The 16728-nt window shown below is 63.5% G+C and carries 18 protein-coding genes; 5 read left to right on the top strand and 13 right to left on the bottom strand.

Going from position 1 to position 16728, the window contains the following annotated elements; all coding sequences use genetic code 11:
* Window position 1 precedes the first annotated feature (1 nt).
* A complete protein-coding gene (locus tag ACQR0U_RS18755; protein WP_434872215.1) occupies window positions 2–1267 on the top strand; it encodes a (Fe-S)-binding protein in 1266 nt (421 codons plus the stop codon).
* Between the two features lie 151 nt (window positions 1268–1418).
* On the opposite strand, the gene ACQR0U_RS18750 is transcribed toward ACQR0U_RS18755, so the two are convergent.
* The 13 genes from ACQR0U_RS18750 to ACQR0U_RS18690 all read right to left on the bottom strand — a co-directional run bounded on the left by ACQR0U_RS18750 (window position 1419) and on the right by ACQR0U_RS18690 (window position 11342).
* A complete protein-coding gene (locus tag ACQR0U_RS18750) occupies window positions 1419–1646 on the bottom strand; it encodes a sulfurtransferase TusA family protein (RefSeq protein ID WP_315715462.1) in 228 nt (75 codons plus the stop codon).
* A gap of 41 nt (window positions 1647–1687) precedes the next feature.
* A complete protein-coding gene (dsrE2, locus tag ACQR0U_RS18745; RefSeq protein ID WP_315715461.1) occupies window positions 1688–2182 on the bottom strand; it encodes a sulfur carrier protein DsrE2 in 495 nt (164 codons plus the stop codon).
* Between the two features lie 42 nt (window positions 2183–2224).
* Window positions 2225–3262, bottom strand: coding sequence for a YeiH family protein (locus tag ACQR0U_RS18740; protein ID WP_434872214.1), 1038 nt, complete (start codon window positions 3260–3262; stop codon window positions 2225–2227).
* 15 nt (window positions 3263–3277) lie between these two features.
* Complete coding sequence (locus tag ACQR0U_RS18735; RefSeq protein ID WP_315715458.1) at window positions 3278–3718, bottom strand: glycine cleavage system protein H; 441 nt, start codon at window positions 3716–3718, stop codon at window positions 3278–3280.
* A 15-nt stretch (window positions 3719–3733) separates the two neighbouring features.
* Window positions 3734–4168, bottom strand: coding sequence for a hypothetical protein (locus ACQR0U_RS18730; RefSeq protein ID WP_316187354.1), 435 nt, complete (start codon window positions 4166–4168; stop codon window positions 3734–3736).
* A gap of 38 nt (window positions 4169–4206) precedes the next feature.
* Entirely contained in the window at window positions 4207–5130 is a 924-nt protein-coding gene (locus tag ACQR0U_RS18725) for a CoB--CoM heterodisulfide reductase iron-sulfur subunit B family protein (protein ID WP_434843908.1), read from the bottom strand.
* Entirely contained in the window at window positions 5130–5876 is a 747-nt protein-coding gene (locus ACQR0U_RS18720) for a 4Fe-4S dicluster domain-containing protein (RefSeq protein WP_315752118.1), read from the bottom strand. The genes ACQR0U_RS18725 and ACQR0U_RS18720 overlap by 1 nt, the downstream gene beginning before the upstream one ends.
* A 10-nt stretch (window positions 5877–5886) precedes the next feature.
* Window positions 5887–6762 (bottom strand): hypothetical protein, encoded by an 876-nt coding sequence (locus tag ACQR0U_RS18715; protein ID WP_434843907.1) that lies wholly within the window; start codon window positions 6760–6762, stop codon window positions 5887–5889.
* The gene (locus ACQR0U_RS18710; RefSeq protein ID WP_434843906.1) at window positions 6759–7811 is read right to left on the bottom strand and encodes an FAD-dependent oxidoreductase; all 1053 of its coding nucleotides are present in this window, start codon (window positions 7809–7811) and stop codon (window positions 6759–6761) included. The genes ACQR0U_RS18715 and ACQR0U_RS18710 overlap by 4 nt, the downstream gene beginning before the upstream one ends.
* Complete coding sequence (locus ACQR0U_RS18705) at window positions 7808–9181, bottom strand: heterodisulfide reductase-related iron-sulfur binding cluster (RefSeq protein ID WP_434843905.1); 1374 nt, start codon at window positions 9179–9181, stop codon at window positions 7808–7810. The genes ACQR0U_RS18710 and ACQR0U_RS18705 overlap by 4 nt, the downstream gene beginning before the upstream one ends.
* A 62-nt stretch (window positions 9182–9243) precedes the next feature.
* Window positions 9244–9987, bottom strand: a complete 744-nt coding sequence (locus tag ACQR0U_RS18700; protein WP_434843904.1) for a 4Fe-4S dicluster domain-containing protein — start codon at window positions 9985–9987, stop codon at window positions 9244–9246.
* Between the two features lie 13 nt (window positions 9988–10000).
* A complete protein-coding gene (locus ACQR0U_RS18695; protein ID WP_315752123.1) occupies window positions 10001–10381 on the bottom strand; it encodes a DsrE/DsrF/DrsH-like family protein in 381 nt (126 codons plus the stop codon).
* A 259-nt stretch (window positions 10382–10640) separates the two neighbouring features.
* On the bottom strand, window positions 10641–11342 hold the full coding sequence (locus ACQR0U_RS18690; protein ID WP_316224342.1) for a type 1 glutamine amidotransferase: 702 nt from the start codon (window positions 11340–11342) through the stop codon (window positions 10641–10643).
* Window positions 11343–11549: 207 nt separating this feature from the next.
* On the opposite strand from ACQR0U_RS18690, the gene ACQR0U_RS18685 reads away from it, so the two are divergent.
* From ACQR0U_RS18685 to ACQR0U_RS18670, 4 genes are read left to right on the top strand one after another with little or no spacing between them, the layout of a single operon-like run.
* Window positions 11550–12470, top strand: a complete 921-nt coding sequence (locus ACQR0U_RS18685) for a radical SAM protein (RefSeq protein ID WP_316192121.1) — start codon at window positions 11550–11552, stop codon at window positions 12468–12470.
* 8 nt (window positions 12471–12478) lie between these two features.
* Window positions 12479–13546: an NAD(P)/FAD-dependent oxidoreductase gene (locus ACQR0U_RS18680; protein ID WP_315828033.1), complete on the top strand. Its 1068-nt coding sequence runs from the start codon at window positions 12479–12481 to the stop codon at window positions 13544–13546.
* Window positions 13547–13601: 55 nt separating this feature from the next.
* Window positions 13602–14825, top strand: a complete 1224-nt coding sequence (locus ACQR0U_RS18675) for a radical SAM protein (RefSeq protein WP_315828032.1) — start codon at window positions 13602–13604, stop codon at window positions 14823–14825.
* Between the two features lie 16 nt (window positions 14826–14841).
* Entirely contained in the window at window positions 14842–16713 is a 1872-nt protein-coding gene (locus ACQR0U_RS18670; protein ID WP_315828031.1) for an alpha/beta fold hydrolase, read from the top strand.
* The last annotated feature ends 15 nt before the right edge of the window (window positions 16714–16728 follow it).

Below are 16728 nucleotides of genomic sequence, written 5' to 3'. Positions count from 1 at the left end.
GATGGGCGGCGAAATCGACGTCGAAGCAGCCAGCAGAGCGTTCCTGGCGCGAACCGAGGGACATCTGGTCAGCTATCTCGAGGCCTGCGTCCATTGCGGGAACTGTGCCGAAGCCTGCCACTTCTATCAGGCCTCCGGAGATCCGCGGCACACGCCCGCCTACAAGCTGTTTCCGATTGCCAAGGCCTATCGCCGGCAGAAATTCCCGCTCTCGCTCTTCGCCCCCCGCGTCACGGAAGAGGACCTCAGGGAATGGGAGGAACTGCTGTTCGATACCTGCACCATGTGCGGTCGCTGCACCACGATCTGTCCGATGGGGATCGACATCGCTTCCATCGTGGGCGGCGCACGGCAGGCCTTCGTCAAGGCGGGACTTGGACCGAAAGACCTTCTGCAGGCCGCCGACAATTCGCGCGATCATGGAAGCCCGCTGGGCGTGACGGCCGAAAAGCTGCGCGATCGTATCGAATGGCTCGAAGATGAGCACGACGTGCCCATCGCGCTCGACAAGGACAAGGCCGACATTCTGCTGACGCTCTCGTCCGTCGAGACGATGAAATACCCCGATTCCGTGGTGGCCATGGCCAAGCTGCTCAACCACGCGGGCGTTGACTGGACGCTGAGCACGAAGGGCTATGAAGCCACGAATTTTGGCTATCTGGCCGGCAAGGCGGACGTCGCCAGGATCATGGTTCAGCGGATCACCGAGGCCGCCGAGGCGGTGGGAGCCAAGACGGTGGTGATTCCGGAGTGCGGCCACGCGTTCGGTGCGCTGCGCTGGTCGGGCGCCAACATTCTCGGCCGCCCCCTGCCCTTCGCAGTCGTGCACATTTCGGAATTCATGGCGCAACTCAAGCGGGACGGCAGGCTGAGGCTGAAGCCGATCGAGGAGTCGATCACCTATCACGATCCCTGTCAGATCTCCCGTCGTGGCGGCGCGACCGAAGATGCGCGATTCCTCCTGCAGGATTTCGCGAAGGACTTCCGCGAGATGACCCCGACCGGAAATCTCAACTGGTGCTGCGGTGGCGGGGGCGGCGTGCAGGCGATCGCGCGCGCTGCCGATCTTCGCCACAAGGTATTCAAGATCAAAATGGATCAGGTCGAGAAGACCGGTGCAAAGACGATGGTCTCGGCATGCTCGAACTGCCGGCTGACCATGGACGAGAGCAAGGCCCACTGGAAGTGGGAAGGCGGGCTCGCGAGCCTTGTGGAGATCATTGCGGACCATCTGATCGAGGACGCCCCAGCGAAGACGCAAGGGTGACGTTTCACAGTCGTACGCCTTGCAGCGTGGGCAAACGGCGGCGAAACGCCGGCGGCGGAGCGCGCAGACTGCACCGGTCCCCCTCCGTTGGTTGCGGTTCCGCTCTCGGTCAAACCGAAAGGCACTCCGGCGTGGCAGAGATTGCGTAGCGTCAGGACGTTCGCCTGATCAGGAACTCGAACTGCTTGCCTTCCGACTTGGATTCCAAGAGATCATTTCCGGTCGTGCGACAAAACGCCTCGAAGTCCTTCACAGCGCCGGGATCGGTGGCGAGCACTTGAAGCGTCCCACCGATCGGCACGTCCTTGAGTGCCTTCTTCGCGCGCAAGATCGGCAGCGGGCAGTTCAGTCCCTTGGCATCGAGAACCTGGTCAGCCATCCTGTCTCTCCGTAATTTCTGGTGCTGGCTTCGTGATACATTCAAATGAACAGGTTGATGTCGCTCTTGGTCGCCGTCTCGATGTAGGTCGCAGCGCCGCCGAGCACCGGCCCCTCGATCATGTCGTCCTTGGTGTACTCGAATAGATCCATGGTCATCTGGCAGGCGATCATCTTGACTTCGGCTTCGATGGCCATCGTGCGCAACTCCTCTATCGATGCGACCCCCTTTTTCTTGATCAGGTTCTTCATCATTGTCGTCGCCGCCGCGTCGACGCCGGGGATGGCCGATACGAGATTCGGCATGCCGATGTGCATTCCAAACATCGGCATCTCCATGGCCGGATTGCCGAGCGTCGAAATCTTCAGGTCGAGATTCTTCTTGAGCAGCGTCAAGCCGTAGAAGGTGAAGAACATGGTCACTTCGAGGCCCATGGCCGCCGCTGTCGTGGCCAGGATAAAGGGCGGATAGGCCCAATCCAGCGTGCCCTTGGTGACAATCATCGACATGCGCTTGGTATTGTTATCATCGGCCATTGCATCTCTCCGTTCGATCTCTCACAGGCGCAACCGCGCGCATCATTGGATTCCTGCTTTCCAACGCACGACCATCAGCACGAGGACCGCGAGGAACAACGTCTCGGCGACGATCAGCGCGATCGCCCGGCCGCCGACATCGGCCATCGCCTTGAGCGACGTCTTCATCCCGAGCGCTGCGATCGCCGTCACCAGGCACCACCTTGAAGCGTCCTTGATGAGGGCAAGCAGGAATGCGGGAATGACGCCGGCGCTGTTGAGCATCACCAGAACGGCGAACACCACCAGGAACCCCGGCAATTGTCGCCCGGCCTTACCGACGTGATGGGCGCGGAACACGTAGGACAGCATCACCACGACAGGTAGCAGCATGGCAACCCGGAGCAGCTTGGTGAAGGTCGCGACGTTTCCGGTCTCCTCCGACACGCTGAAGCCGGCGCCAACCACTTGCGCAACGTCGTGAATGGTGCCGCCAAGAAACATGCCGACTGCAGCGTGATCGAGATGGAATCCTGCGATCACCAGCGGATAGACGATCATCGCGATCGTGCTGAGCGCGGTCACGCCGATCACGGTAAAGACCGTGTCGCGTTCGTGCTGCTCCCCCTTGGGCAACACCGACGAGATCGCGAGCGCCGCCGACGCTCCGCAAATCGCCACAGCCCCGGAGGTGAGGATTCCGAACCGCCGGCTCAAACCCATGGCACGGGAGGCCAGCGCGCCGAACAGGATGGTCAGGATCACCGCGCCGACGACCGTGATCACGGGCGTCGGACCGAGCTTCATGATCTCGGCAATCGTGATCTGCGCCCCGAGCAGGCCGACGGCGACGCGCAGGATGTGCTTCGAGGCGAGTTCGATGCCGGCAACACAGCGCCCCTCCTGCGACAGGAAATAGAAGGCCATCCCAAGCAGCAAGGCGAACAGCATGACCGGCCCGCCATAGTGCTCGGACAGGAAGGTTGCAGCGATCGCGATGATCAGACTGGCCAGGACACCCGGGAAATTGGTCGGCAGCGACATGAAGGCCGCGAGGCCGCGACTTATCATCGATGTCCTGATTGCGACGGTCTCAGTCACGGCCTATCCACTTCCTTACGCGCAGCCAGCGAAATTCTCGGCAGCCATCTTCGCTTCGTAAGGGGCGGCGGCCGCCGTGCCCGGCACGAGGCCGGCCTTGGCAGCAGCCCAGTCCTTCGGGCGCACCTTGACCATCCATCCCTCGCCATATGGGTCCGTATTGGCGAGCTTGGGCGCTGCGCTCATTGCATCGTTGACCTCGACGATTTCCGCATTGAAGGCGACCTTTGCCGGGCCGACCCACTTGCCGGATTCGATCGTGGCGCAGGACTTGCCCGCATCGACCGACCGGCCGGCCTTCTTTGGTGTGAAGGCGACAAGCTGACCGGCCATGGCCGCTGCCACAGCGGTCATCCCGAGCGTCACGGTGCCGTCGGCGTTCTCGCGATACCAGATGTTGTTTTCGACGTCGTAGAGGAGGTCGTCGGGAAGGTTGCAGCCGCGGACGATGGGCATCGTCTTCTCCTTGTCTCAAACAGTTTCGTTGGTCTGCATCGATGCATCGAGTTGACGTAGCGTCCGGGACGCACAGCAGAAGTCGCCGAGCCCGGCCACCTCCAGCTTGCCTCCGATGAACAGCATAAGGTGCCGCGCGACCATGGCGCCCAGCCGCAGCCGCCGGGCGACCTCCGCGTGGCCTGGCTCGAGGCGCACCAGATTATAATGATAGACGAGCTCGCGGCATGTTTCGCGGCATGCGTTGAAGCTTGCATCGCCGCGCGCACCCTGCCGATGCAGCGCCAACAGGCGAAACGTCTCGACCTTGCGATCGGTCGCGATCTCGCCGTGCGCAGCGAGCCATGTTTCGAGAATCGTTTCGCCGAGCTGCAGCAACTCCTCGGCAAGCGGCGCGGCGGCCGCCGAGAGTGCGGCATCGGACGCGGCCAACATGCCGTCGAGCCGCATCGCGACGTTGTCGAGGCTCGTGATACCGATATCCGCCATCAGCCGAGCCCCCGCGCACGCAACAGACCGGTCGAATCCGAGAAGTTCTCCTGCACGCCGACCCTGCGCGCCGACAGCCCGAGCGCCATGCCGAGGAGCTGGGTGAAGTACAGGATCTTGACGCTCGTCTTGCGGCCGAAGACCTTTTCGGCGCGCACCTGATGCATTTCGAGCCCGGTGTGGCAGGTCGGGCATTCGGTGGCGATCACGTCCGCGCCGCAGGCCTCGGCCGTCGTGAGCAGGTTGAGAACGAGCTTGGTCGAGGTGTCACTGTCGGACAGCGTGTGAGCGCCGCCACAGCATGCCGTCTTGAGGGGGTACTCGACATTTTCGGCCCCCGCCGCGGCCAGCAGGTCGTCCATGAAATGGGGCTTGGAGGTCGATTCCGAGCCGGGCCCCTTGTCCTTTTCCGGAAAGATGTGACGCGGCCGCGTGTACATGCAGCCGTAGTAGTTGGCGACCTTCAGGCCCTTGAGCGAGTTCTTCACGCGTGCCTTGAGGCCTTGTTCGCCGACCGATTCCTTGATCCAGTCGAGCGCGTGAATGGTCGTGACCTTGCCCGCTTCGTAGGTCGCGTGGCCGGCCTTGCGCGACAGTCGGTCCGTCACCTCGCGCGACGCGGGATCCTGGGCGAGGTCGTATTCGGCCTTCTTGAGATTGTGATAGCAGCCATTGCACGGCGCCATCACGGTATCGAACCCCATCGCATCGGCGATCGAGAGGTTGCGGGCCGACAGATAGGTCTGCAGCTTGGGATCGATGTTCTTGACCTCCATGGCGCCGCAGCAGTTCCAGTTCTTGAGCTCGACCAGATCGAGGCCGAGTGCCTTGCCGACCTCCTTGGTCGAGCGGTTGTAGGCGTGCCCGGTTCCTTCGAGCGCGCAGCCCGGATAGTAGGCGACCTGCTTGTGTTTGTCGCTCATCACTCAGCTCCCTGAACGTCCAGCCGAAGCGCCTTGCGGGCAGCTGCTTCGCACTCACGGACATACTCGTCGATCGCGAGGCTGGCGCCCCGCCATCCGCGCGTGCGGGGACGGATCACGCTGGCAAGTCCCAACTTCACCAGGAGGCCGACCGGCAATCGGCTGGCGAGACTGCGTATCAGTTCGACAAGCCAGCCCTGCGACAGGGACTGCCCGGTCCGCGCGAAGAACCGGCGCAGCACGCGGCCTTCCTCGATCTTGCCGGTGGCGAAGACCTGCTCGGAGAAGACCTCATCGAACGCGGTGGACGGCTTCTTCTCCGTATAGCCCTTCAGCTCCAGCCAATGTGCCGTGGCCTTCATCACGCCTTCCGGACTGACGTCGCGCGGACAGGCATAGGTGCATTTGTTGCAGGAGACGCACTGCCAGATGATGTCCTTGTCACGCAGCAGCTCGCTTTCGAAGCCCATGCGGATCAGGTAGATCCAATAGCGCGGGTTGAAGTCGGGATTCACGGCGTTGATCGTGCAGGCATTGGTGCATGAGCCGCATTGCCAGCAGCGGTGGATGAACTCGCCCCCCGGGAGCGCCGCGATCTCCTCCTGCATCTGCTCGTTGTAGTCGGTGATGGCGCGCGAGGTGATGAACGTGCTCCAGTGCCCGGAGACATCGACGCCATCGATTTCCAGGTGTTCATGCGTGACGAGGTTCTCGGGCCGGATCAGCGATTTTTCGTGAATCGGCATGGATGTTCCCTCATTCGCTCAGCAGGCGGGGCTGCCCGAGCACATAGGCCCTGCCATCGATCAGCTTCAGGCGGGTGCGCCCCGACTCGGTATCGACCGCATCGAGTCCCAGGAGACGCCGAGTATGTGCCATCGCGTCTGCCTTGAAGCCGCCGCAGAAGTCCGCGTGCAGGAACTGGCCGCCCTTGTCGTTGATATAATTTGCATAGGTGTGGGCGCAGAGCAGATCGACGTAGAAGGCCAGATCGCGGAAGACACCGTTCGCCTGCAGGAAACCTTCGAGCTCCTCGCGTAGCATCGTGAAAGTGGCGAGGCCGTCGCCGACGGCGATCGTACCGGCCTCGGCATCCTCGTCGTACCATATCTCGCGCAACACGCCGGTATTGACCCTGGCGTCCCACATCCAGCGCGTCATCAGCGGATAGCGGTCGGGCGCGGTGAAATGAAGGACCTCGGCGGCAAGATCGCGCGACCAGCGGTGCTCGCGATCGGCTGGAAAGCTCGTGACGAACGCGGCGACGCGCTGGTCCGTGGTGCCGAGATCGGACCATCCGCGCAGCAGGGCCTCGAGCCTGCTGCGCATCGCCACAAATCCGTTGCGGCCGAGCCACGCACCCACACGCCGGCGCACCGGCGTGATGAACGTGGCGAGGTCGCAGAATTCGGCCTCCGTCAGCTCGCTGACCCGCCCCTTGCCCAGCACCTCCTCGAACAGCGAGGCCTTGAGCGCGAGCGCTCCGACATAACGCTCGACGCCGCCGGTGTCGTCGGCAGATTCCACGAGGTTCTCGAACGCCCGCCGCAGCCTGGGGCCGGACAGATCAAGCACCGGCCGCGTCGGCTCGGCCACCGCCTTGCCTCTATGGCTGGTGATCGGCCACATCACTCGGCCGCTTCCATCATGGCGCCGCGGACCAGGGCCAGCGCGGCCATCGCTGCCGATTGGCCCTGTGCGATGGAATCGTCGATGGTCTCGGGCCCGGTCGCCGCGCCGGCGACGAAGACGCCGGGCCGCGAGGTCGCCGATGTGTTGGAATAGACCGACGCCTTCTGGATATGGCCGTGCTTCTGCAGTTTGACGTCGAACACCGCCGACAACGTCATGTTGTCGACATTGGGATCCATGCCAATGGCGTGCACCACCATGTCGAACGGAATCGAGATCGGCCGCTTCACCAGCGTGTCCTCGCCCTTCACGATCAGCCGCCTGGCGTCCGATGTCACTTCGGCGATCCGCGCCTTGATGTATTTGACCCGATGCTTCTCCTGGCTTTCCCAGTAGTAGAGATCTTCGTAGAGGCCGAAGGTGCGGATATCCATGTAGTAGATATACACGTTGCACCGTGGCACCGCCTCGCGGATCTCCATGGCAATGTTGGCGGAGACCGTGCAGCAGATCTTCGAGCACCACTCGCGACCGATCTGGCGGTCGCGCGAGCCGACGCATAGCAGGATCGCGACCCGCTCCGGCTCGCGTCCGTCGGACGGACAGCGCACGCCCCTGCCGGAGGAGAGCATCTGCTCGACCTGGGTCGTCGTGACCACATCAGGGTAGGTACCGAAACCCCATTCCGGCTTGTTGACGGAATCGAAATGCGTGAAGCCGGTGCACAGGATCGCCGCCCCCGCCTCCAGCACCGTGCCATCCGACAGCGTCACGCGAAAGTCGCCTGGGCCGCCCGAAAAGGCCTTCACCGTGGCGCGCCTTCGGATCTCGACACGGCTGTCGGTTTCGACCCGGCGCACCATGCCGCCGATGGCGTCCTTGGCCCATTCGCCGGACGGCACCAGCTTGGCATAGCCCGACTGGATCGGCGCGCCGCCGAGCTGCTCCGCCTTCTCGACGAGAACGACGCGCTGGCCGGCCGCGGCCAGCGCATGTGCGGCGGAAAGCCCCGACGGCCCACCGCCAACGATGAGAACGGGACGGGTCATGATGCGGCTCCTGACAAGGTCGCCGTCGGCTTGAGATAGCCTGGGCCCGACGTAATCGCGCGTTTGGGGTCGTAGAGCGTCTCGATGCGGCCGGCCTTCACTTCATCGAGGTAGGCCTCGAATTCGGCTTTGGCTTTCTGCCAGTCGATGCCGAGCTTCTCGAGCAGCCCCTCGAACGGCGAGGCGTGCCAATGAAGCTGCGCGAGCTTGTATGGATGCGCACCGAGGGCGAGCGCCGCGAACTGGCAATCGGCCATGACTGGCAGCGCGTAGACCTTGTCGACGGCTTTGCCGATCCACTGGTTCTTGTCGAGCGTGGTGATGCAACCCGTGTCGTGGCCGATCATGACGTCCGCCCGCGCCTCCTCGACCGCGACCCTGATCTTGCGGTCGATGGCGAAGGAGCGGGTGAATTCACGCTCGCCAATGATATGACGAAAACCGAAGCCGCAGCAGTCGTACCAGGTGGAGTAGTCGATCACCTGTGCACCCAGCGCCTGCATCAGGCCGGTCGATACCGCGACGCGATTGCCGTCCATGACGGTGTCGTCATAGATCACGTCTTCCGGAACCATCTTGTAGACGTGACAAGCCGGATGAACGGTGGCGCGAAGGCTGCTCACGTCTATGACCTGCCGCTCCCGGATGCGATGACGCATGACGTGCAGCCATTCGGAATAGTGCACGATCTCCTCGGGGATCAGCAGCTTGCCGTCGACCAGGCGGCCCAGCTTGCCGAGAATCTTCTTCACCTGCTCGCGCAGTTCAGCCGAATGCATCAAGAAGATGCGCATCTCCTTGTAATTGCCGAACGACGTGCCACAGTGGACCAGCGGGAAGTAGGTTCCGACCGGCAGCCCCTGCGCCTTGGCCGACATGTATGCCTGGTGGAAGTTGCGCAGGAAGACGGCGGCCAGACTGACGACATTGCCGACCCCGGAGCCGTGATAATTCCAGGCGGTGCAAGAGGTTTGATCGGTCTCGTCGAGATAGCGTACACCGAGCTGGTTCATCAGCCACATCACGCTCGACGGATAGCCGGGGATATTGCCGCACTGTCCGCAGGATTTGTGCTGCCAGAGGTTGGTGGTGGGAATGCGCTTGTCCCAGCCGTACAGCGTGCGCGCCACCACCGGCTCGTGGCGCTCGTCGATCCGATGGACGACGATCTCGCCGTCCTTCTCCAACTCCCACATCGCGTCGCGGATGTCCTGGACACGGTCCTTGTTGGTCAGCATCGAGCGACGGTCGATCCGGGTTTCCACCCAGGCCGTCGCTGTCTGCGCCTCGCCCGGCGTCAGATTGGAAGGGCGCCACTCCGCGCCAAAGCCGGCGTAAGCCGACTGACTGTCACTGCGCTTTTCGTCCATCGTTTCCTCCGTCGTCCACCGCAGCGATTGATCTCGCCGTCTGTTGTGGTCGTCTCAACGGCCTATTCTTCCTGCTGCTCTTCAAGCCACTCGTTGTATTCCTCGCGCTTCTCATCCATCACGTCACTGACGACATCGAACAGATTCTCGTCGATCGTCTCGAGCTGATCGAGCACGCCGGTCGCCTCCCAAATGGTGTAGAGTTCGACGGACGTCTTCAGGTTGACCTCCCAGGCCGTGTCCATGGTGTGCATGGTCGGGACCGGAATGGCCTTGCGCAGGATATTGAGCGGGGCGTCGACCTTGGCGACGTTCGGGCCCCAGTCGGGAAACGCATCGCGCGTGATCATGTTCGGCGCGAGCTGGTTTCCCGTGGAAATGACCTTCAGAAGCACCCGCGAGAACGGCCGCAGCACATCCTTCGCCGACTGCATGCCGTGCTTGATCGCAACCTCGCGCATGATCATGACGAGCCCGCCCGGCGAATTTTCGAACGGACAGCGGGCCGCACAGGTGTAGCACTGCGCGCAGGACCAGATCTTCTCCTGCATCGCGTCGTAGATGCCTTCGAGATTTTCGGTCCACAGCAGCTGGACGATCTCGCGGGGTGAATAATCGTAGTAGTGCGCCGAGGGACAGGTCGCGGTGCAGATGCCGCAATTGAGACAGCCATGCAGCTCATGATCGTAGAGGACGTGCGAGCGAATGTCGTCGAACACCTCTTCCAGCTTCTCGTAGGGAACGACCGGCGCCTCGGAGACCGGGTCGCCGATAGAGGTCAGCTCGATTGAAGCTCCGCTCGTCATCTGGCGGCTCTCCTCAGTAGGTCAGCACCTTGGCATTATCGTTTTCCATCACCTCTTCGATGACCTTTGCACCCCCGACGATGCCCTCGCATTCAGGGATCAGGTCCTGCTCGGTCATGTCGAACAGATCGAGGTTCGGAGAGCAGCAATAGAACTTCACTCCCGCTCCGTGCGCGTCCTTGATGAAGTCATAGACGGTTTTCGGAGACCCGGGCTTGACCACGAGCTTCTCTGCCACGCCCTTTTTCATGAGCTGCCCCGACGTCGCGGTACAGACGACCTCCACCTCGTAGTCCATCGCCGCGGCAACGGTGGCCTGGAAGAACGGCGCGCCCAGTTCCTCGCCGTTGCGAGGATCGGTATTGACCATGATGATGATGAGCTTTTTGGCCATTCTTACGATGTCCTCCCGATCATCTGCTATTGAGCGTGCGCAACGCACATCGACACACGAGCGTGCACAATAAGTTTATCTTGAGGCGCATCACCTTGGAGTTGATGAAGATCAACATGCCCAAGAACCGAAGTCCTGGGTGAACAACAAGCTCACATCGAATTCATCCAATCCGTCGGACGAACGCACAAAACATATTCCATTTTTTGAATGACATCTATAGGCTGAAGAAAATAATTCGTTGCTCGGGAGAACGGTCCTACGGGAGCGGCCGCATCAAATGCGTCGACTCGATCAAACCAATCATCAGCGGTCCGAGCGCCGCAGCGATCTCGCGCTGCACCACGCGCAGGTCGGCGAGCGTTTCCGCCGTGCGATCAGGACATTCTTCGGATTCCATGATCAGATCCTCGATCATGGCCGACTTGATTCCGGGATGGCCGAGGAACCCGAAGCAGTTATCACGAAGCTGAAACACCGCCGGCTCCCCCGCAGCGTCGATCGCGAGAACACGGGCATCGGCCGGCAGCACCGGGCGATCGCGCATGTAGATCGCGACGGGAAAGGATTGCGGCAGATGACCGCCGAGCGCCGCGGGATCGACCCGTCGGGCCGTCTCCACAACGAAGCGGAGCGGAGCTTCCTGAGTGCCGCCGCCGCACGCGGTTGCAACTATGCAGCTGCCAGCTCCGATGCCGATGACGGGCAGGTCGCGCGCCAGGAAATCCTGTACCAACCGCAACTCGGGCCCAAGGCTCGGAAGCAGGTTGCCGCTGACGACTCCGAGCGGTCCGGCGCCAAGAACAACGAGGCCGTCAAAGTCCCCGGCCGTCGCAGGTATCGATCCTCCGGCCGTAAACGGCCGGCAATAGCGAAAGCCGACGTTGCGGCCTTCGAACTGGTCTTCCATCAAGCCGAGATAGTCCGCCTCAAAATGCTGCAAGACGCAGAGTGTCTTCATGGCGAACCGCGACAACTGATGAGGCATCAATGACGGCCGAAGCCGACGGCGGACCGACAATATATGTTTTTTCGCATATGAAAAGCGAGGAACGCAATGGCGTGGTATGAGAAGCTGCAGGAGATCGAGCCGCTCGACGACCTGCGTTTTGATCGCGGGCTCGTCGATGCACTCGAGGCGGCAGCCCGCGAGCGCGCACTCGGACCGATGCGGTTCTACACGCCGACGTTCCGCGCCTATGCCAGCGAGGAACTCAAGGGCTGCGGCAAAGCGAGTTTTCCCGCCTTTTCCATCACGGGCGGCGTTTGCGCGCTGAATTGCGATCACTGTCAGGCGAAGATCCTCGAGCCGATGATCGCGGCAACGACACCGGACGAACTCGACCGCAAGGTGCGCGATTTCATTCTGCTCAAGGATCTGCGCGGGTTCCTGCTCTCAGGCGGATCCAACCGCCGCAACGAGGTTCCGTACGATCGCTTCTATCCGACCATCGAAAGGCTCAAGCGCGACTTTCCCCATCTGCGCATCGCCGTCCATTCCGCGTTGCTCGACGAACGGCGCGCCCGATCCATGGAGGCCGCCGGGGTCGACGTCGCGATGCTCGACGTGATCGGCTCGGAGCAGACGATCCGCGAAGTCTATCACCTCGACCGTCCTGTCGCGGATTTCGAGGCGACGCTCGCCGCGCTCTCGGGCACCAAGATGCAGGTCGTGCCACACATCGTCATCGGTCTGCACTATGGCCGGCTACTCGGCGAGGAGACCGCTCTGGACATCGTTTCGCGCCATCCGGTTGCCGCGTTGATCCTGGTGGTGGTGACTCCGATTTATGCGCCGCCGGATCGGCCCTTCGCTACGATATCCACCGACGACGTGGCGAAGGTGCTGGTCGCCGCGCGGCAACGCATCAGTCACGCGCCGGTTCAACTTGGCTGTATCCGCCCCGCGGGCCGCCATAAGCTGATGACCGACGCATACGCCGTCATGGCGGGATTTGACGGTATCGCCTATCCCGCGGACGGCATCGTGGCTCTCGCCCGCGCCATCGGCCGGCCGGTCGAGCAGGAGCATGCCTGCTGCTCGATCGCGCTTGACGGCCTCGCCGGACGGCGGGCTTGCGCAGCCTGAGGTGCACCATGAACGCCGAGGCAGCGGATATCGTCGTCGTCGGGCTTGGACCGGCCGGGAGCCGTGCGGCTGCGATTGCCGCGAAGGCCGGCTACCGCGTCGTCGCCGTGGATCGCCGGCTCGAGGCGGGTCGCCCGGTCCAGTGTGCCGAGTTCGTGCCCGCCATGATCGAGCGGGACGTTCCGAACATCACGGCCGTCGCCGAACAGAAGATCACGCGCATGCTGACCTTCACCGAAGCGACGGATTGCGAGGAAACGCGGGACTTCTGCGGCTGGATGATCGATCGCGCCGCCTTCGATCGAATGCTTGCTGATGAGGCGGCGAACGCGGGAACCGCGTGCCGATACGGCACCTCCGTGGTTGCCATCGATTTCGACGGCACAGTTCATACGTCCGATGGTCTTGCCCTGAAACCGCGCGTCCTCATCGGCTGCGACGGCCCTCGCTCGCGCGTCGGCGCGGCTATCGGCCAGACCAATCGCGCGCTTGTCGATACGAGGCAACTGACCGCGCCGCTGATCGTGCCGCACGATGCCACGGATATCTTCCTGAGCGCCGACTACCGCGGCGGCTATGGCTGGCTGTTTCCCAAGGGCGCCGTGGCCAATATCGGCGTCGGCATCATGATAGAGGACCGGCGGCGACTGAAACCGATGCTCGCCGCGCTCTTCGCCTCGCTGTCGGCATCGCGCCGCATCGGAACGCGCCCGTTCGCGTTGACGGGCGGGGCGATACCCGTGGGCGGCAGGGTGGGTTCGACAGGCCGGCTCGGCGCAACCCAGGTGTTGCTGGCCGGCGATGCGGCAGGCCTGACCAACCCCGTGACCGGCGCCGGCATCGCCTCCGCCGTGCAATCGGGGGCACTCGCCGGGCACGCCGCGGCAGACATGCTGTCCGGCCGCCGCGGCGCCCTCGATGACTATGACGAAGAGCTCGGCGACATTTTCGATGCGGCCTTGAGCCGGGCATTGCGGCGACGACGGCAAGTGCTGGCGCACTATGGCGACGGCCGCCGCCCCGACGCGACTGCGCTCGCCGAGGGGTGGATCAGTTCGCCGAACTATTGGGCGTGAAGATGCAGGACCAGGGGAGGACGTCATGAGCTGTCTCGAAGGACCGACGCATCCGGTGCCGGATTTCCTCACCGGGGAGACGCGCACCTTCAACGCGGCCGAAGCCATGCAGCCGCGCGCGCCCGGCGCCGTGCCGGCGGAAGCGCGCAACGGCGGGCGCGTGAGAGCGCAGGATGTGCGGCCGGTCGGCACGTACCTGCCGAACGACAATGTTCTGACGCCGAACATGCGGTCGCCCGAGTACGTGCAAATGTCGACGGCAGCGGCGATCACCCTCGGCATCATGAACGGGTACATGCATCGCACCAGTTGCACCCGTTGCCTGAACCTGCTGCTGACCTACCCGGAGGGCTGCCGCGCCAACTGCGCCTATTGCGGGCTTGCGCGCCATCGCGAAGCGGAGCGCAACTATGCCGACCGCAACTTCATTCGGGTCGACTGGCCTGCGGTGCCCTACGACCAGGTGATTGACATCGTCGCATCGGGCGGCGACGGCGGACGCTTCCATCGCATGTGTATCAGCATGATCACGCATCCGCGGTCGGACCAGGACACCCGCATTGTCCTGCGGAAATGGGTTGAACGCATCAGGCACGTACCCGTGTCCATCCTGTCCAACCCGACGACGATGACGCGACTGGATGTGCAGGAGCTCAAGGATCTCGGCGCCGAGATATTTACGGTCGCGCTCGATGCAGCCAACCCGGTCATCTTTGACCGCACCCGCGGCCGCGGGGTTCAATCGCCGCATAGCTGGAACAAATATTGGGAGATCCTGCTGGCTGCCGCCGAGATATTTGGCCCGGAACGTTTCGGCGCCCATCTCATCGTCGGGATGGGCGAGAGCGACCACGACGTTCTCTCGCAGGTGCAGAGAATTCGCGACCTCGGCGGCCACAGCCACCTGTTCGCGTTCTTTCCCGAACAGGGCTCGTTGATGGATCATCTCCCGCCGGCGCCGCGCCCGCAATGGCGACGCATCCAGCTCGCCCGCTATCTCATCGACTATCGAAGCCATTCCCTGCAGCACATGCGTTTCGACGAGCGCGGCCAACTCGTCGATTTTGGTCTGCCGCAGGACGAAGTCGACGCGATCGTCGACGCGGGCGTGGCCTTCCGCACGTCCGGCTGCCCGGGCAAGGAGGCCGCCGATGTGTCCGCCTGCGACCGCCCCTATGGCGACTCGCCGCCGCGCGACATTGCTTCATACCCTTTCAAGCCCGATCGCCGCGACATTCGCCACGTGCGCAGCCAACTCCGGCGCGGACTACCCAAATAACCGGGAGGAAGATGCGATGGCCAGCAGCGCCAAGTCATTTCGGGTCATCGACACCGGGATTCGGGGCGGACGCGCCAATATCGCCTTCGACCAGGCGCTCATCGACGCTCACAAGGCACGGCAGATTCCCGATACCATCCGCTTCCTGCGGTTTCGTCCGTCGGCGCTGGTCGGAATCCATCAGATCCTGAGCCATGAGGTCCGGCTCGACTATTGCCGGAGCAAGGGAATCGAGATCGGCCGGCGGATCACGGGAGGCGGAGGTCTCTATCTCGACGAGGGTCAGATCGGATGGGAGCTCGTGTTCGGCCGCTCCAGCCTCGGCGCCATGAATCTCACCGAAACGACACGCCGGATCTGCGAAAGCGTCGCACTCGGGCTCAACAAGCTCGGCGTCCCCGCGCGCTACCGCCCGCGCAACGACATCGACGTCGACGGCCGCAAGATCAGCGGCACCGGCGGCTTCTTTGACGGCGATACGCTGTTCTACCAGGGAACACTGCTGATCGACTTCGACCCCGAGCAGATGATCGCTGCGCTCAAAGTGCCGGTGGAAAAGCTCGCCAAGCGCGACCTCGCCTCGGCCCACCAGCGCGTCGTCAGCATGCGCGAGATCCTCGGCGACAAGCTCCCTGATCTGGCCACCATCCAGCGAGGCTTGCTCGACGGCCTGGCGGAAGGCCTCGGCATTGTTCCGCAATGGGGCCAGGCGTCGATGCACGAAGAAGAGCTCGCCGACCAGTTGTATCGCGACGAGATCGGCCGCGACGACTTCGTCGAGATGGTCGACGCTCCCGAGGTGGACGGCTCGCTGGTCAGTGCCACTCTGACGCGGCGCGGCGGCAGCCTGCGCGCCGATATCCGCCTCGAGGGGCCAGACCGCAGGCGAATTCGCGAAGCCCTGATCACGGGCGATTTCTTCGTCACACCGCCACGCGTCATCTTTGATCTCGAGGCGGCGCTGCGCGGCGCCGAACTGGCCGATGCCGGATCCCTCGTTGAGGACTTCTTCTCGCGCACGTCGGCCGACTTCGTCAATCTCGGCCCGTCGGACATTCGCGACGTGGTCGTCGCGGCGGCGCGGCAGCTGAGCTTCGTTGCGGCCGGCCGGAGGCTTCGCGGCCATTGGCTCGTGGCGACGCGACCGGAACGTCCGCCGATCGTCCTGCTGCATGACGCCTTGGGCTGCGCCCGGCTCTGGCGCGATTTTCCCGAGCGGCTTGCGGCCGCGACCGGCTGCTCCGTCCTGGTGTTCGACCGCTGGGGCTCGGGTGACTCGGAGCCGCTCGAGCCGCCCCATTCGCGGCAATATCTGCTCGCCGAGGCTCTGGATGCCCTGCCCGAAGTGCTACGGACGACCGGAGCGCGGCGCCCGATCCTGGTCGGACACTCCGACGGTGCTGCGATCGCGTTGACGTTTGCCGGCGCGTTTCCCGATGAGGTCAGCGGGGTCGTCGCGATCGCCCCTCACCTCTTCCGCGAACAGCGGACGGTTGACGGCATCGCAGCCCAGATCAGGGACTTCGAGCACGGCGACCTGAGGGCGCGGCTCGCACGGTATCATGGCAGCAGAACCGATCATCTTTTTGGCCGGCTGGTCGATGCTTGGACTGGGGAAGAAGCGCGCGACTGGGGGATCAAGCCCTACGTTGGACGGGTTCGCGCCCCGGTGCTCGCTGTTCAGGGCAGCGAAGACGAGTTCTTCACGCATATTCAGCTTGAGACGCTCCGCGCCCTCGTGCCAGCCCGGATCGAGACCTGCGTGCTGGAAGGCTGTGGACATGCGCCCCACCAACAGGCGACCTCCGCGGTGATAGCCGCGGCAGCCGGGTTCATCGATCGAGTGACCGCAGGAAACACAGTCGCCGCCGTCCCCGGCTCCGCCTGACGGACGATCTCCGCG

The organism is Bradyrhizobium sp. HKCCYLRH3097 (assembly GCF_051167875.1).
Taxonomy (GTDB): Bacteria; Pseudomonadota; Alphaproteobacteria; order Rhizobiales; family Xanthobacteraceae; genus Bradyrhizobium.
The sequence above is the reverse complement of the archived record's forward strand: the minus strand, read 5'-3'. Positions and strand labels throughout refer to the sequence as shown.

What these genes read in the sequence shown, in the direction of transcription:
- dsrE2 (WP_315715461.1), bottom strand. Translation starts at nt 2,182, where the DNA reads ATGGCCGATGATAACAATACCAAGCGCATGTCGATGATTGTCACCAAG.
- ACQR0U_RS18705 (WP_434843905.1), bottom strand. Translation starts at nt 9,181, where the DNA reads ATGGACGAAAAGCGCAGTGACAGTCAGTCGGCTTACGCCGGCTTTGGC.
- ACQR0U_RS18670 (WP_315828031.1), top strand. Translation starts at nt 14,842, where the DNA reads ATGGCCAGCAGCGCCAAGTCATTTCGGGTCATCGACACCGGGATTCGG.
- ACQR0U_RS18680 (WP_315828033.1), top strand. Translation starts at nt 12,479, where the DNA reads ATGAACGCCGAGGCAGCGGATATCGTCGTCGTCGGGCTTGGACCGGCC.
- ACQR0U_RS18700 (WP_434843904.1), bottom strand. Translation starts at nt 9,987, where the DNA reads ATGACGAGCGGAGCTTCAATCGAGCTGACCTCTATCGGCGACCCGGTC.
- ACQR0U_RS18755 (WP_434872215.1), top strand. Translation starts at nt 2, where the DNA reads ATGGGCGGCGAAATCGACGTCGAAGCAGCCAGCAGAGCGTTCCTGGCG.
- ACQR0U_RS18710 (WP_434843906.1), bottom strand. Translation starts at nt 7,811, where the DNA reads ATGACCCGTCCCGTTCTCATCGTTGGCGGTGGGCCGTCGGGGCTTTCC.
- ACQR0U_RS18685 (WP_316192121.1), top strand. Translation starts at nt 11,550, where the DNA reads ATGCGGTTCTACACGCCGACGTTCCGCGCCTATGCCAGCGAGGAACTC.
- ACQR0U_RS18735 (WP_315715458.1), bottom strand. Translation starts at nt 3,718, where the DNA reads ATGCCCATCGTCCGCGGCTGCAACCTTCCCGACGACCTCCTCTACGAC.
- ACQR0U_RS18695 (WP_315752123.1), bottom strand. Translation starts at nt 10,381, where the DNA reads ATGGCCAAAAAGCTCATCATCATCATGGTCAATACCGATCCTCGCAAC.
- ACQR0U_RS18690 (WP_316224342.1), bottom strand. Translation starts at nt 11,342, where the DNA reads ATGAAGACACTCTGCGTCTTGCAGCATTTTGAGGCGGACTATCTCGGC.
- ACQR0U_RS18720 (WP_315752118.1), bottom strand. Translation starts at nt 5,876, where the DNA reads ATGCCGATTCACGAAAAATCGCTGATCCGGCCCGAGAACCTCGTCACG.
- ACQR0U_RS18730 (WP_316187354.1), bottom strand. Translation starts at nt 4,168, where the DNA reads ATGCGGCTCGACGGCATGTTGGCCGCGTCCGATGCCGCACTCTCGGCG.
- ACQR0U_RS18725 (WP_434843908.1), bottom strand. Translation starts at nt 5,130, where the DNA reads ATGAGCGACAAACACAAGCAGGTCGCCTACTATCCGGGCTGCGCGCTC.
- ACQR0U_RS18750 (WP_315715462.1), bottom strand. Translation starts at nt 1,646, where the DNA reads ATGGCTGACCAGGTTCTCGATGCCAAGGGACTGAACTGCCCGCTGCCG.